The 15,707-nt window shown below is 46.9% G+C and carries 13 protein-coding genes; all 13 read left to right on the top strand.

What is annotated here, in order from left to right; all coding sequences use genetic code 11:
- Positions 1 to 50: 50 nt before the first annotated feature.
- A complete protein-coding gene (frr, locus tag R3P39_RS08010; RefSeq protein ID WP_419148044.1) occupies positions 51 to 572 on the top strand; it encodes a ribosome recycling factor in 522 nt (173 codons plus the stop codon).
- A 174-nt stretch (positions 573 to 746) separates the two neighbouring features.
- Positions 747 to 1,520: an isoprenyl transferase gene (locus R3P39_RS08005; protein ID WP_336566780.1), complete on the top strand. Its 774-nt coding sequence runs from the start codon at positions 747 to 749 to the stop codon at positions 1,518 to 1,520.
- A 10-nt stretch (positions 1,521 to 1,530) separates the two neighbouring features.
- On the top strand, positions 1,531 to 2,397 hold the full coding sequence (locus tag R3P39_RS08000) for a phosphatidate cytidylyltransferase (RefSeq protein WP_336566778.1): 867 nt from the start codon (positions 1,531 to 1,533) through the stop codon (positions 2,395 to 2,397).
- Positions 2,394 to 3,584, top strand: a complete 1,191-nt coding sequence (gene ispC / locus R3P39_RS07995) for a 1-deoxy-D-xylulose-5-phosphate reductoisomerase (RefSeq protein ID WP_336566776.1) — start codon at positions 2,394 to 2,396, stop codon at positions 3,582 to 3,584. Before R3P39_RS08000 ends, ispC begins: the two co-directional genes overlap by 4 nt.
- Before the next feature lie 2 nt (positions 3,585 to 3,586).
- Entirely contained in the window at positions 3,587 to 4,939 is a 1,353-nt protein-coding gene (gene rseP / locus R3P39_RS07990; protein ID WP_336566775.1) for a sigma E protease regulator RseP, read from the top strand.
- A 162-nt stretch (positions 4,940 to 5,101) separates the two neighbouring features.
- Complete coding sequence (gene bamA / locus R3P39_RS07985; RefSeq protein ID WP_336566773.1) at positions 5,102 to 7,573, top strand: outer membrane protein assembly factor BamA; 2,472 nt, start codon at positions 5,102 to 5,104, stop codon at positions 7,571 to 7,573.
- 11 nt (positions 7,574 to 7,584) lie between these two features.
- Positions 7,585 to 8,103 carry an OmpH family outer membrane protein gene (locus tag R3P39_RS07980; RefSeq protein WP_336566772.1) on the top strand — a complete coding sequence of 173 codons (519 nt, stop codon included), beginning with the start codon at positions 7,585 to 7,587 and terminating at the stop codon, positions 8,101 to 8,103.
- On the top strand, positions 8,103 to 9,146 hold the full coding sequence (gene lpxD, locus R3P39_RS07975) for a UDP-3-O-(3-hydroxymyristoyl)glucosamine N-acyltransferase (RefSeq protein WP_336566771.1): 1,044 nt from the start codon (positions 8,103 to 8,105) through the stop codon (positions 9,144 to 9,146). Before R3P39_RS07980 ends, lpxD begins: the two co-directional genes overlap by 1 nt.
- 10 nt (positions 9,147 to 9,156) lie before the next feature.
- The gene (gene fabZ, locus R3P39_RS07970; RefSeq protein WP_336566769.1) at positions 9,157 to 9,609 is read left to right on the top strand and encodes a 3-hydroxyacyl-ACP dehydratase FabZ; all 453 of its coding nucleotides are present in this window, start codon (positions 9,157 to 9,159) and stop codon (positions 9,607 to 9,609) included.
- On the top strand, positions 9,609 to 10,382 hold the full coding sequence (gene lpxA / locus R3P39_RS07965) for an acyl-ACP--UDP-N-acetylglucosamine O-acyltransferase (RefSeq protein ID WP_336566768.1): 774 nt from the start codon (positions 9,609 to 9,611) through the stop codon (positions 10,380 to 10,382). The genes fabZ and lpxA overlap by 1 nt, the downstream gene beginning before the upstream one ends.
- An 82-nt stretch (positions 10,383 to 10,464) precedes the next feature.
- On the top strand, positions 10,465 to 11,619 hold the full coding sequence (lpxB, locus tag R3P39_RS07960; RefSeq protein WP_336566767.1) for a lipid-A-disaccharide synthase: 1,155 nt from the start codon (positions 10,465 to 10,467) through the stop codon (positions 11,617 to 11,619).
- Positions 11,609 to 12,202 (top strand): ribonuclease HII, encoded by a 594-nt coding sequence (gene rnhB, locus R3P39_RS07955; RefSeq protein ID WP_336566766.1) that lies wholly within the window; start codon positions 11,609 to 11,611, stop codon positions 12,200 to 12,202. Before lpxB ends, rnhB begins: the two co-directional genes overlap by 11 nt.
- Positions 12,203 to 12,204: 2 nt before the next feature.
- Positions 12,205 to 15,696 (top strand): DNA polymerase III subunit alpha, encoded by a 3,492-nt coding sequence (dnaE, locus tag R3P39_RS07950; protein ID WP_336566765.1) that lies wholly within the window; start codon positions 12,205 to 12,207, stop codon positions 15,694 to 15,696.
- Positions 15,697 to 15,707 lie beyond the last annotated feature (11 nt).

Below are 15,707 nucleotides of genomic sequence, written 5' to 3'. Positions count from 1 at the left end.
ACTAGGAAAGTATTGTGATCGAAGATATTAAAAAAGACGCTCAAGAGCGCATGAAAAAAAGTGTAACAGCACTTTCAAGCCAACTTTCTAAAATCCGTACAGGTCGTGCGCACCCTGCGTTACTCGATGGTATCACAGTGTCATACTATGGCGCCGATACGCCGCTTAACCAAGTAGCAAACGTAACCACTGAAGATTCGCGTACGCTGGCGATTAGTGTATTTGATAAGTCGCTTGCGCAAGCGGTAGAAAAAGCAATCATGTCATCGGATCTGGGCCTTAACCCAATGTCTGCCGGTACCGTTATTCGCGTACCATTGCCACCACTAACTGAAGAGCGTCGTAAAGACCTAATCAAAATTGTGCGTGGCGAAGTAGAAGGCGGTCGTGTTGCTGTGCGCAACATTCGTCGTGACGCTAATGGCGATATTAAGGCATTGCTAAAAGACAAAGAAATTTCTGAAGATGAAGCGCACCAGGCAGAAGATGAGATCCAAAAACTGACGGATAAGCACATCAAAGAAATGGACAGCCAATTGAGCGCCAAAGAAGCAGAATTAATGGAAATCTAATCGCCGTTTGCTTGGCTAATACGAAGCAAGGCTGCGATGACTTTACAGCAACAAAATCTGTTTTGTTTATGAGCAGTTAGCTATTTTCAAGCTAGGTACAACGACAAATTTATTAGGTTTGAAGCGCCGTCTAGGGTATACTAGGCGGCGTTTTTTTTCACTCAAACTGGAATTATGGTTTTAAAAGCAGAGGTTATTTCGCAGCAATCACTGCCAAGACACGTTGCAATAATAATGGATGGCAACGGTCGTTGGGCTCAAGCTCGTCGGCGTCCTCGCGCCTTCGGTCATAAGAAAGGGGTTGACTCAGTCCGTAGCGCTGTGCAATTTTGTTCCAAGTTGGGCGTGGAGTCTCTGACTCTATTTGCTTTTAGTAGTGAAAACTGGCGTCGACCAGAAGATGAAGTCAGCACATTAATGGAGCTATTCATTTATGTGCTGTCTAAAGAAGTTAAGAAATTACATAAGAATAACGTAAAACTAACCATTATAGGCGACCTTTCTCGCTTTCCAGCAAACCTCCAGCAACGTGTTGAAGAAGCCCAGACATTGACCCAAAGCAATACAGGGCTTAACTTAAACATTGCTGCCAACTATGGTGGTCGCTGGGATATCACTCAAGCTGCACAACAACTTGCTGAACAAGTAAGTCAAGGTGAATTACAGCCAAGTGATATTACTGAAGAAGCGTTATCAGCCAATATGACCATGGCCGATCAGGCAAACCTTGATTTGTTGATCCGAACTGGAGGGGACTATCGCATTAGTAACTTCCTGCTGTGGCAAGCGGCATACGCTGAGCTCTACTTTACAGACACGTTATGGCCAGATTTTGATGAACAAGCCTTTTCTGAAGCCATTGCTTGTTATGTTTCCAGGGAGCGGCGCTTCGGCTGCACTGGTGAGCAAATAAAACAGCTCCTAGCAGAGAAAGACGCAACAAGTTAAGGGTTCAAATTTGTTAAAACAACGCATTTTAACGTCAGCGGTATTGGCGCCACTGGCTTTACTTTTGGTGTTTTATACACCGCTTGGCATGTTTAGTACCATTGCCGCTTTAATCGTATTACTAGGCGCCTGGGAATGGTCAGCATTGGCAGGGTTAGCTCGAACCCGTCAGCGAGTTGGCTTTGTTGCCGTGATGGCGGTATTGATAGCGCTACTCAATAGTCACTGGCCAATTGAAGCGCTGTGGCAGCAGGGTAAATTAGTTGCTGATGCCAACTATGTATTTACTCTGGCGTTTGCTTGGTGGCTAGTGGCCACGGTGTTGGTATTCAAATACCCGCGCGCAGCACGGGCGTGGAATGAGGGCATCATGATGCGCTCAATTGCCGGCGTATTGACGCTAGTGCCGCTGTGGTTGGCGCTTAACGTTATGCGCAGCGCAGGTTACCATGAGGGCGAGCACATCGGCTCGGTATTAATTATGGTGGTGCTGGGCATTGTATGGAGTGCCGATATTGGTGCTTACTTTGCTGGCAAAAACTTAGGCAAACATAAGCTGATGCCCAACGTTAGCCCTAACAAAACCATTGAAGGGCTCGTCGGTGGCTTAGTGACCGCTGTGGTTTTTGTTGTGGCGTTTTGTTACTTCGCTGATATCGAAAGCAACAAATGGTTTATGTATGGCGCTATGACGGTGGTTATCGCATTATTCTCGGCGGTAGGCGATCTACTCGAAAGCATGTTTAAACGTGAAGTCGGTTTAAAAGACTCCGGTCGCTGCTTACCGGGTCACGGTGGTATTTTAGATAGAATCGACAGCCTTACTGCTGCGGCGCCTATTTTTGCTTTCTGTTACGCGTGGACGGTCGCTCTATGAAGCCAGCATCTTTAGTGGTATTAGGTGCAACCGGGTCAATTGGCTTATCAACACTGGATGTGGTGAGCCGCAATCAAGAGCGCTATGATGTCTTTGCCTTGGTTGCAGGGCAAAACGCGGCCAAAATGGCTGAACTATGTCAGCAACACCAGCCGAAATTTGCGGTGATGAGTTCACCTGCGGCGGCAAAACAGCTGCAAGAAATGTTGTCAGGCGCCAGCATCACGGTGTTAAGTGGTGAAAAGTCCATGGCAGAACTGGCCGCCCACGAAGAGGTGGATATTGTCATGTCGGCCATTGTTGGAGCAGCGGGCCTTATCCCCACCTTAGCGGCTGTCGAAGCCGGAAAAAAAGTACTACTGGCTAATAAAGAATCCTTGGTGATGAGCGGCCAGCTGTTTATGGATAAGGTTAAGGCCCATGGTGCCACCTTGTTGCCTATCGACAGCGAACACAACGCCATTTACCAATGCTTGCCGGAAGCAATACAAAGCGGCCAGGCAACTGAGTTGCAGCCCGCAGGAGTGAGCAAAATCTTACTTACTGGCTCTGGTGGTCCTTTCTTGGAGCGCGATATTAATACCTTAGCAGACGTCACTGTGGCTGAGGCGGTTGCGCATCCTAATTGGTCCATGGGCCGAAAAATTTCGGTCGACTCCGCCACTATGATGAACAAAGGCCTTGAATTTATCGAGGCAAAGTGGCTGTTTCACTGTCAGGCTGATGACATTGAGGTGGTGATCCACCCGCAAAGTATGATCCACTCGATGGTGCAGTACCGAGATGGCTCGGTACTGGCGCAAATGGGACAGCCCGATATGCGTACTCCCATTGCTTATGGCTTAGCCTATCCAGAGCGGATCGACGCCGGTGTGGCGCCGCTGGACTTTGCCAGCATGAGCGATTTTACTTTTACCAAGCCGGATTTTGCTCGCTATCCCAACTTACGTTTAGCCATGGAAGCGTGCCGAGCAGGTCAAGCTGCCACCACCACAGTGAATGCCGCCAATGAGGTTGCCGTAGCCGCCTTCTTAGCCGGTGAAATTGATTTTATGGATATTTACCGTGTTAATGCGCAAACGCTTGAGCAAAGTGAGCTGGGCGTATTAAAATCGCTTGAGTCAATAATGGAAACAGATAAACTGGCTCGTATTCAGGCGCAGCACATTATTACGGCAATGAGGTAACCATGTTTGAATTTTTCTGGCACTTAGGCTCATTTATTCTGGCACTAGGGATTTTAGTGACGGTGCATGAGTACGGTCATTTTTGGGTCGCCAGAAAAGCAGGGGTGAAGGTGCTGCGCTTTTCAATTGGCTTTGGTAAGCCGCTGGTTAAGTGGTACGACAAACATAAAACCGAATACGTCATCGCTGCGATTCCCCTTGGTGGCTATGTCAAAATGCTTGATGAGCGCGTTGATGAGGTACCAGAGCAAGAACGTCACTTAGCGTTTAATAATAAGCCTGTGTTGTCTCGGATTGCGGTTGTCGCCGCTGGCCCCATTGCCAACTTTTTGTTTGCTATCGTGGTATTGGCGGTGATGTACATGGTGGGAGTGCAATCGGCTAAGCCTGTGGTAGGTGAGGTGCAAAACAACAGCATTGCTGCAGAAGCCGGCTTTAACCGTGGTGATCACATTATTGCACTCGATGATGAAATGGTGCACTCGTGGCAAGACGTGACCTTTGAGTTGATGGCCCACTTGGGCGAGCCAAGTTTGGTGGCAAAAGTACAAGAACAAAATGGCAGTGTTGCAGTGCGCACCTTGCGCCTAAACGAGTGGCGCCTAGATAAACAAGACGAAGCACCGCTCACTTCTATTGGTATTACCCCTTATCGACCACCGCTGACTTTACAGCTAGGTTACATAGAAGAGGGGGCGGCTGCTGACCGTGCAGGGCTGCAAAAAAGGGATACACTCATTGCCATTAATGATGAGTCACTGACGTCATGGCAGCAATTTGTGGCGCGAGTGCAAAAATCAGCAAACCAATCTCTGGCGCTGACCATTGATAGAAATAACCAGCAACAAACCTTATCCGTAACACCCCAAGCTAAAACGTCACCTGAAGGGATTATTCAAGGTTACCTCGGTGTCGTGCCAGTGATGGAAAAGTGGCCAAATGGCTACATTGAAACTAGACAATACGGCGTTGTAGATAGTATTGTGCTTGGCACTCGTAAAACCTATGACTTAATAGCGCTCAGTTTCGACATGATTGGCAATCTGTTGACAGGCCAAGTCTCGGTGAAAAATTTAAGCGGGCCGGTCGGTATCGCGGTAAGTGCCGGAAATAGTGTTAGTTACGGATTAGTTGCATTTTTAGGCTTTTTAGCGCTGATCAGCGTTAACCTAGGAGTTTTTAACTTATTACCGCTCCCTGTCTTAGACGGTGGGCACTTAATGTATTACTTAATTGAACTAATTCGCAGAAAACCAGTCTCTGAAAAGACACAAGAGTTAGGGTTTAAGATCGGCGCTATGCTGTTATTGACGCTAACGTTTTTTGCACTATTTAACGATGTTTCTCGGCTTTAGGCCTTGCGGTGCTATCGAGTGCGCATTATGTACACATTGTTTGTTGCATTTTGTTCAGGCATACAACACGAAACAATACAAAACCTGTAACGTTTATATGTTGTAATGTAGTGGGCCTTAACGTATCGCGCCAAAATTGTTGTAAAGGATAAAGATAATAAAATGCCTATAATAAAACACATTGCAGTAACCAGTTTACTGGGCGCAAGTTTTGCTGCCTTAGGGCAAAACTCCTTTATCGTAGAAGATTTAAAAGTAGAAGGGTTACAACGCGTCGCACTGGGCGCCGCGTTGACACACATCCCTATTAACGTGGGTGACAATGTTGATGAGTTCACCATTTCACGTACCATCAAAGCGCTGTATAAGTCAGGTCACTTTGACAACATTGCTGTGTTCCGTGATGGTAATCAGATTGTTTTCCAAGTCAAAGAGCGTCCAACCATCAGTGCCATCGAGTTTGATGGTAACAAGGACATCAAAGACGAGCAGCTTAATGAAAGCTTGGAGCAACAAGATGTGCGCCAAGGTGAGCCGTTGGATAGGACCGTACTAGATAGCATTGAGAAAGGCTTAACTGAGTTTTTCCATAGTATTGGTAAATACAATGCTACGGTAAAGGTGAATATCATTGAACTGCCACGTAACCGCGTGAAGCTAGAACTAGAGTTTGATGAGGGCGACGCCGCTTCGGTTAGACAAATAAACCTAGTAGGTAATGAGCTGTTCTCTGACGAAGAGCTACTAGGCCTAATTGAGTCACAACAAGACTTACCTTGGTGGCAATTCATGTCCAATGATCGCTATCAAAAGCAAACCATCGAAGGCGACTTAGAAAAGATCCGCAGTTTTTACCTTGATCGTGGTTATTTGCGTTTTAACATTGACTCAACTCAGGTATCAGTAAGCCCAGAGCGAGAGTCTGTGTATGTGACCGCTAATATCACAGAAGGTGAAAAGTACACCGTTAAAGGCTTCGATTTTATTGGTGATTTACTAGGTCGTGAAGACTTCCTAAAAGAGATAGTACCGCTGCGTAGTGGGGAGTTATATAACGGCTCGGTTGTTACCGCTTCAGAAGACTTTATTAAAAATTATTTGGCGCGGTTTGGCTACGCCAATGCCGAAGTACGCACGATGCCAGAAATTGACGATGAGAAAAAAGAAGTTCAATTGACGCTTTCAGTGGACCCAGGCAAGCGCGTTTACGTGCGTCGCATCATTGTTAATGGTAACCAAAATACGGCAGATGAAGTGCTACGTCGTGAAATGACGCAGCTAGAAGGCGCTTGGCTATCAAATCAAAGCCTAGAACGTTCAAAACTTCAGATCCAACGTTTACCTTACATGGAGTCGGTTGAATTTGAAGTCAAGCCTATTCCAGGTGTTGACGACCAAGTGGACGTTGACTTCTCTGTGAAGGAGCAACCGGCAGGAAGTTTCCAAGCGGGTGTCGCTTATGGCTCTTATGCAGGCTTACAGTTTAATGTTGGGGTGAGTGAATCAAACTTCCTTGGTACGGGTAACCAAGTGGCGTTTAATGTCAATACCTCTCGCGGTTCAGAGCGTTACAGTGTGTCTTACACCGACCCTTACTTCACGCCAGATGGGGTGTCGCAGGGCAGTAGCGTCTTCTTCAGTAAGTTTGATGCCAGCGAGTTTGGCATTGTCGACTACAAATCAACCAGCTATGGTTTTGGCAGCAACTTTGGCTTCCCAATTAATGCCATTAACCGCGTTAACTTTGGCTTCCGCTGGATTGAGGAAAGTTTGTCGCAAATTTCAGATTTCGAACAAACTCGTATTTTGCGTTTAAGTTTCCTTGACCCTAACAACCCAGATGCCGACTACGATTTCACCAAGTATGAGTTGAGCGCAGGCTGGTCTCGTGTCACGGTTAACCGTGGTATGTTCCCAACCGCAGGTTCTCGTCAAAGCTTGAACTTGAGCATGACGACACCAAATTCCGACTTGAACTTCTTTAAGGTTAATTACGACTCACGCTTCTACTGGCCGATCAGTAATGACCACCGCTGGGTATTCTCGGCCAAGGCATCATTGGGTTATGGTAATGGTTACGGTGAAACCAACGGTTTTGAGCAAGTATTGCCGTTCCAAGAGTTCTTCCGTATTACCGAGCAAGAGCTACGAGGCTTTGACCGCAACACCATCTTGCCGCGTGCGGTGCAGCGGTTACCAATCGGTATTCCTGGTACACCTGGTCCTGATGGCAGCAGCAGTGTAGGAATTGGTGGTGATCCGGCCTTTGACCAATTAAGGTTGGGTGGTCGTATTGGTGGTAACGCTAAAGCGGTTGCGGGCCTCGAAATGATAGTGCCTACGCCTTTCTTAGACGAAGAGAATACCAGTTCGGTGCGTACTAGCTTCTTCGTTGATGCAGCAAATGTGTGGGATACTGAGTTCGATGTTGACCGTTACACCAACTTGCCAGAAGATCAATACAAAGTACTTTCGGATTTTTCTGACCCATCACGGTTCAGAGTTTCAACAGGGTTATCGGTTCAGTGGATCTCACCTATGGGACCTATGCTGATCAGTTTCGCTTACCCACTTAAAAAAGAAGAAAACGACGATACGAAGACGATCAGCTTCAATATCAGTAATACATTCTAAGGAGAATTATTGTGAAAAAATTTATCAAATCATCAACACTAGCCATGACAGCCGCACTAATGATGGGTGCCTCAGGCAACGCGCTAGCACATAAAGTGGGTATTGTTGATATGCAAGAAGTGTATAAGCAAATTCCACAAGTGGCGAAAATTGAGCAAACGCTGCAAACTGAGTTTGCTGAGCGTCGTCAAGAGCTTGAAAAGCTGCAAGGTGACATCCGTTTTGAAGCAGAAAAGTTCAAGCGTGAAGCAACCACCATGAGTGAAGAGCAAAAAACGGCATTGCGTGAAAAGATCCAAGGTATGCAAAAAACATTGGCAGAAAAAGGTCGTCCGCTTGAGCAAGAAATGAAGCAACGTCAAAACCAAGAGCTTGCTAAAGTGCAAAAACTTATCGTTGATGCCATAGAAAAAGTAGCTAAGTCAGGTGATTTTGATGAAGTGAAAGTAAAAGATACGACAATCTACTTCAATCCTGATAAAGTAGCTGACCTTTCTGACAAAGTTGTAGAAGCGGTTAGCAACAAGTAATGACAAAACTGTACACCTTATCTCAACTGGCTGAGTTCTTAGGAGCTCAGCTGGACGGCGATGGCGATAAAGAAATTAGAAACATTGCCACCTTGGGCGTAGCAAAAGGCGATCAAATCGCCTTTTTGGCTAATAGTAAATACCGTAGTCAGCTTGATAACACAGCGGCTGGCGCGGTGATTTTAAGCGCAAAGGAAGCCCCCCATTTTTCTGGTAATAAGCTGGTTATCGACGACCCTTATGTGGCATATGCTAAGTTAGCGCAAAAGCTCGACACTACGCCTGTTGCTGCTAGTGGGATCCATGCTTCGGCGGTGATTGCCAGCGATGCGCAGATTGGTGAAAACGTACACATTGGCGCCAATACTGTGATTGAATCAGGTGCTGAAATTGCTGATAACGTTGAGATAGGGCCAGGCTGTTTCATAGGGAAACATGCCAAAATAGGCGCAAGAACAAAACTCTGGGCAAATGTCACTGTTTACCATGAGGTACAAATCGGTGAGCAGTGTTTGTTCCAATCTGGTGCTGTCATAGGTAGTGATGGCTTTGGCTATGCTAATGAAAAAGGCGAGTGGGTCAAAATTCCCCAAGTCGGCACTGTGATCATCGGCGACCGAGTAGAAGTGGGGGTCAGTACCTCAATCGATCGTGGCGCTTTAGAAGACACGGTGATCCATAGCAATGTCATTTTGGATAATCAAATTCAAATCGCCCATAACGTTGAAGTAGGTTATGGTACCGCCATTGCAGGCTGCACTGTGCTAGCCGGTAGCGTTAAAATTGGTAAGTATTGCCAAATTGGTGGCATGACTGCGATCAACGGTCACATTGATGTCTGTGACGGCGTGGTTATCACGGGCATGAGTATGATTACCAAAGGAATTACTGAGCCGGGTGTGTATTCATCAGGCTTGCCTCACCAAACTAATAAAGAGTGGCGTAAGTCCATTGCACACTTACGCAATTTATCTGACTTTAAGTCGCGCTTAAAGGCGTTAGAAGCGCTCACAGCCTCACTTAAAGATACCGATGTAGAATAAGGAAGCTATTTTGGCTAACGAATTAAACAGCTTTGATATCCAAGAGATTTTAAAACTACTGCCACACCGCTACCCAATGTTGTTGGTAGACAAAGTCGTGGATCACAAACCGGGTGAATTTCTCCATGCGGTGAAAAACGTCACTGCCAATGAGCCGATTTTTACTGGTCACTTTCCAGATCAACCCATTTTTCCTGGTGTGATGATCCTTGAAGCCTTAGCACAAGCCACTGGCTTATTGGGCTTTAAAACCGTCGAGAATCGTAGCGAAAATGAACTATACTTGTTCGCAGCAATTGATAATGCGCGCTTCAAACAGCCAGTAGTTCCAGGTGATACGATGCACTTACACGTTAAATTCGTGAAAGAACGTCGTAATATTTGGAAGTTCGAAGGCGAAGCCAAAGTTGATGGCAAAGTGGTTTGTAGCGCTGAACTAATGTGTGCGAGAAGAGAGTTTTAATGGCTATTCATCCTACCGCAATTATCGAGTCAGGTGCGCGTCTTGGCGAAAATGTTTCAGTGGGCCCATATTCTTACATTGGCAATGACGTTGTTATTGGCGACAACTGTAAAATAGAATCACATGTTGTGATAAAAGGCCCTTCAGAAATTGGTTCTGGTAACCACATTTTCCAATTCGCGTCAGTAGGAGAGGCCTGCCAAGATAAAAAGTACAAGGATGAACCCACGAAACTTATCATTGGTGATAACAACATTATTCGTGAGTGTGCCACTATTCACCGCGGCACCATTCAAGATGAAGGCGTCACCAAGATTGGTAGTAATAACTTATTTATGGCCTATACCCATGTCGCTCACGATGCGGTGATTGGTAATAATGTGATTTTTGCCAACAACGCCAGTGTGGCAGGCCATGTGCACGTAGGCGATTGGGTGATCCTAGCTGGTAACTCTGGTGTTCACCAATTTTGTAAAGTCGGTGCTCACGCTTTTGTTGGCATGTACTCAGGGGTTAACCAAGATGTACCGCCATTTGTAACAACAACAGGCACACCGGCGCGCCCAGTGGCGATTAACACTGAAGGGTTAAAACGTCGAGGCTTCGAGTCTGACGAAATCATGGCAACACGACGTGCATACAAGACGCTATTTCGAAAAGGGCTACGTCTAGAAGATGCCGTAGCTGCATTAGCTGAAGATGCTGCTGAGTTTCCTGCGGTACAGCAGATGGTCGATTTTATTGCAACATCGAACCGTGGCTTAATTCGCTAAACTCAAGCTAAGATGAACGTTATACTACGCCATACTTGTGGGTTAACTCACGTATGGCGTTTTTTATTTCTGAATCAAAACAATGACAAACGATAAAAAAATAACGATAGCTTTGGTGGCCGGTGAACTCTCCGGTGATATTTTAGGCGCTGGTCTCATTAATGCCCTAAAACAGCATTATCCCAATGCCGACTTTGTTGGTATTGCCGGACCAAAGATGCAGCAAGCTGGCTGTAAAACCCTGTTCGATATGGATGAGCTGGCGGTCATGGGCTTGGTTGAGGTGTTAGGCAGGCTGCCGCGACTATTGAAAATAAAAAAAGAGTTGGTGAACCACTTTATTGCCAATCCACCTGATGTCTTCATTGGGATTGATGCCCCAGACTTTAATTTGCGGGTGGAAAAGCCACTTAAAGCCGCAGGCATTAAAACCGTGCAATACGTCAGCCCTAGCGTGTGGGCTTGGCGACAGAAGCGCATTCATAAAATCGCAGAGGCCACCAATTTGGTGCTGTCGTTATTACCATTTGAAAAAGCGTTTTACGATAAGCACGACGTCCCTTGTACTTTTGTTGGCCATACCTTAGCCGATGAAATCCCGTTAGAGCCCGATTTGGCCGGTGCTCGTGCACAGCTACACCTCAAGCCCGAAGACACCGTGTTGGCGTTGTTGCCAGGCAGTCGCGGCTCTGAAGTAGGGCTATTAAGTCGCACCTATTTGGCTACCGCGAAAAAGCTCAGTGAGAAAATTCCAAACCTCAAAATCGTGGTGCCACTGGTCAATGAAAAACGCAAAGCGCAGTTTCTTGAAGCGCTCAATGAAGTGGCCCCAGAGCTCAAACCAATTATGCTTGATGGCCAGTCGGCACTTGCCATGCAAGCGGCTAACGCCGTGTTATTGGCATCCGGCACCGCCACCTTAGAGGCCATGCTATACAAAAAGCCAATGGTGGTCGGGTACAAGCTAAACCCGAAAAGTTACTGGATTTTTAATACCTTTTTCACCTTTAATATTAAGTACTTTTCGTTGCCCAATTTATTAGCTGACGCACCATTGGTGCCTGAATTTTTGCAGGCTGAGTGTAATCCTGATGCCTTAGCCGATGCCTTATTTGACATGCTGATTGGCAATAACAGCAAACTTATTGAACGGTTTTATACTATCCACCAAAACATTCGCCTTGATGCCAGTAAGCAGGCGGCGAAAGCGGTGACGGAGTTATTAGATGCAAATTGAACGTCCTGATGTGCAGTTTATTGCAGGCGTAGATGAAGTGGGTCGCGGCCCTTTAGTGGGCGATGTGGTCACCGCGGCGGTGATTTTAGACCCGGCCAACCCCATTGCCGGGCTGACCGACTCAAAAAAGCTCACAGAGAAAAAGCGCCTGGCCTTGGCGGCAGAAATAAAACAAAAAGCCCTGTGTTATTGTGTTGCACGAGCCAGTGTCGCCGAAATCGATGAGCTCAATATATTGCATGCCACTATGCTGGCTATGTCTCGTGCGGTAGAAGGGCTGAAGACTCAACCTGACCACGTGTTTGTTGATGGCAATCGTTTACCCAGCCTAACTATACCGGCCACCGCAGTGGTGAAAGGAGATAGTTTAGTGCCAGAGATCAGTGCCGCCTCTATTTTAGCCAAGGTTGCACGCGACCAAGAAATGCTTGATTTAGATGCCCAATTTCCTGAGTATGGTTTTGCTGGGCACAAAGGTTACCCAACTAAAGTGCATTTTGCTGCGCTGCAAGCCCATGGTGCAACCCCTTATCACCGTACCAGCTTTAAGCCGGTGCAACGTATTTTGGCCGAAAAGGAGTAATTATGCCTGCCCCGCAGTTTGTTCACTTGCGTGTTCACAGTGATTTCTCCATGGTTGATGGCTTGGCCAAGACCAAGCCCATTGTGGCCCGAGCCGCTGAGCTGGAAATGCCTGCATTGGCGATAACCGATCAAATGAACTTGTGCGGCTTGGTGCGCTTTTACGATGGTGCCCATGGTGCAGGAATAAAGCCCATTGTTGGCGCGGATTTTTGGCTAAGATCGGAGCAATTTCCCGACGAGCCTAGCCGGATCTTAATCTTAGCAAAGAATAACGAAGGCTATAAAAACCTCACGTTATTAATATCTGATGCCTATTTACGTGGCCATGTTTTTCATCGCCCGGTGATTGATAAAGCTTGGCTGGCCAAGCACAAAGAAGGCCTGATCATTATCTCAGGCGGCAAAGACGGCGACTTAGGTAAGGCCATATTAAAAGGCAAACCGCAGCTTATTGCTGAAACCTTGGCGTTTTACCAAGAACATTTCCAAGACCACTTTTACATTGAGCTGCAGCGCACCTCACGGCCGCAAGAAGAAGAATACTTGCATGCGGCAGTGGAACTGGCGGCGCAGCATGACTTGCCCGTGGTGGCCACCAACGAAGTGGTATTTTTGCATCAACAAGACTTTGATGCCCACGAAATACGGGTGGCGATCCATGACGGCTACACCCTAGAAGACAAAAATCGACCCAAGCGCTTTTCCAGTGAACAATATTTAAAAACGCCAGAGCAAATGCAGGAATTATTCAGTGATATTCCTGAAGCATTAGCCAACTCCGTTGAAATTGCCAAGCGCTGTAATGTTACGGTGCAGTTGGGTACTTACTTCTTACCTGATTACCCCACCGGCGATTTGGCCATTGAAGACTTTTTGGTAAAAGTCTCTCGCGATGGCTTAGAAGAGCGTTTACAGTTTTTATTCCCTGACGAACAAGTGCGTAAAGAAAAGCGCGGCGAATATGACGAGCGACTGCAAATTGAGCTCGACGTAATTAACCAAATGGGGTTCCCCGGCTACTTCTTGATCGTAATGGAGTTCATTCAGTGGAGTAAAGATAACGGCATTCCCGTTGGCCCTGGGCGTGGTTCTGGTGCTGGTTCCTTAGTGGCTTATGCACTAAAAATCACTGACCTAGATCCCCTTGAATTCGACTTACTATTCGAACGATTCCTCAACCCAGAGCGGGTATCCATGCCCGATTTCGACGTCGACTTTTGTATGGACCGCCGTGACGAGGTGATTGATCACGTTGCTAAGCTTTATGGCCGCGACGCGGTATCGCAGATCATCACCTTTGGGACCATGGCCGCTAAAGCCGTTATTCGTGACGTCGGCCGAGTGCTGGGTCACCCGTATGGCTTTGTTGATAGAATTTCCAAGCTAGTACCTGGCGACCCCGGTATGACACTGGAAAAAGCCTTTGATGTTGAGCCGCGTTTACCAGAAGCCTATGACGGCGACGAAGAGGTGCGCGAGCTGATTGATAAGTGTCGCATCTTGGAAGGCTGTACGCGAAACGCCGGTAAACACGCCGGTGGTGTGGTTATCTCGCCCACCACCATCACTGATTTTGCGGCGCTATACTGCGATGAAGAAGGTAAGTTTCCGGTTACTCAGTTTGATAAAAACGACGTTGAAACCGCAGGTCTAGTTAAGTTCGACTTCTTGGGTCTTAGAACCCTGACTATCTTACAGTGGGCGCTGGACATGGCCAACGAAAGGCTCCAGCGTGAGCAACGTGAGCCCGTTGATATTAACGCCATTCCGTTAGATGATCCCGCCAGCTTCAGGCTGCTATTGGATGCCAAAACCACCGCAGTATTCCAGCTGGAATCGCGAGGCATGAAAGATTTGATAAGGCGGCTTAGGCCCGACTGTTTCGAAGATATGATCGCACTGGTGGCGTTATTCCGCCCAGGTCCATTGCAATCGGGCATGGTAGATAACTTTATCGACCGTAAGCACGGCAACGAAGAAGTCTCTTACCCTGACGCGCAATACCAGCACGACAGTCTCCAGCCTATTTTGGAGCCAACCTACGGTATCATTCTTTACCAAGAGCAGGTAATGCAGATTGCCCAGGTGCTGGCGGGCTATAGCCTTGGTGGCGCTGACTTGCTTCGTCGTGCCATGGGTAAGAAAAAGCCCGAAGAGATGGCGAAGCAGCGGGAAACCTTTGCCGAGGGCGCCAAAAACAATGGCATTGACGCCGAGTTGGCGATGAAAATCTTCGACTTGGTAGAAAAATTTGCCGGTTATGGTTTTAACAAGTCTCACTCTGCGGCTTATGCCTTAGTGTCGTATCAAACGCTGTGGATGAAAACCCACTATCCGGCTGAGTTTATGGCGGCGGTGATGTCTGCGGACATGGATAACACCGACAAAATAGTAACGTTGGTGGACGAATGCGAAAACATGAAGTTAACGCTGCTGCCACCGGATGTGAATGCTGGGGTATATAAGTTTACCGTTAACCGCAGTGGCGAAATTGTTTATGGCATTGGCGCCATTAAGGGCGTGGGCGAAGGTCCGGTGGAAGCCATCATTGAAGCGCGAGAGCAAGGCGGTACCTTTAAGGATTTATTTGATTTTTGTGCTCGGGTTGACTTAAAGCGCCTGAATAAGCGTGTAATTGAAAAGCTGATTTATGCCGGTGCCATGGATAAATTGGGGCCAGAAAAAGATCAACCAGGTCGTGCCACTCTACTTGCTAGCTTACCCGATGCCATGAAATCGGCAGAGCAACACCACAAGGCCGAGGCCATAGGTCAAAGCGATTTATTTGGCCTACTGGCTGTGGAGCCGGATGAGGTGGAGCAGGCCTTTGTCAAAGCCACGCCATTAAGCGATAAAGAATGGTTAAACGGCGAAAGAGAAACCTTAGGTCTTTATCTTACTGGTCATCCTATTAACCAATATCGTAAAGAGCTGAAACACTACACCTCAGGTAAGCTAGTTGACTTGCAACCGGGTAATCGTGATACCTTAGCTACAGCAGCGGGTTTAGTCATTAATGCGCGCACCTTAATTAATAAAAAAGGAGCACGTTGGGGGCTCATCACGCTTGACGATAAGAGTGCTCGTATTGATGTGCGCTTATTTCCTGAACAGTTCGAAATGTACCAAGAAATGCTGCAAATTAACCAAATCTTGGTAATATCAGGACAGGTCAGCTTTGATAACTTCTCTGGTGGCATTACAATGACCGCAAGAGAAGTCTGCAGCATTGCCGATGCCCGTGAAAAGCGCATTAGTGCAATTAAAATGACGCTAAATATGGCTCAAATTGACGCTAACTTCTTTGAAAATTTCAAAAAAGTACTTGAACCATATAAATTTGGCACGTGTCCAATAAAAATACAATATCAGCGTCCTGATGCCTTAGCAGAGTTAACATTAGGAACACAATGGTGTGTGACGCCCAGCGACGAGCTATTAACGCGGTTGTCGTTGTTGGCGGCGCAGGAATTAGAACTAGAATTTAACTAAACAGGTAGTTT

It is taken from the genome of Pseudoalteromonas sp. UG3-2 (genome assembly GCF_037120705.1).
Classification (GTDB): Bacteria; Pseudomonadota; Gammaproteobacteria; order Enterobacterales; family Alteromonadaceae; genus Pseudoalteromonas.
Note: the sequence above shows the minus strand (reverse complement) of the source record. Positions and strands in the feature narration are given on the sequence as shown.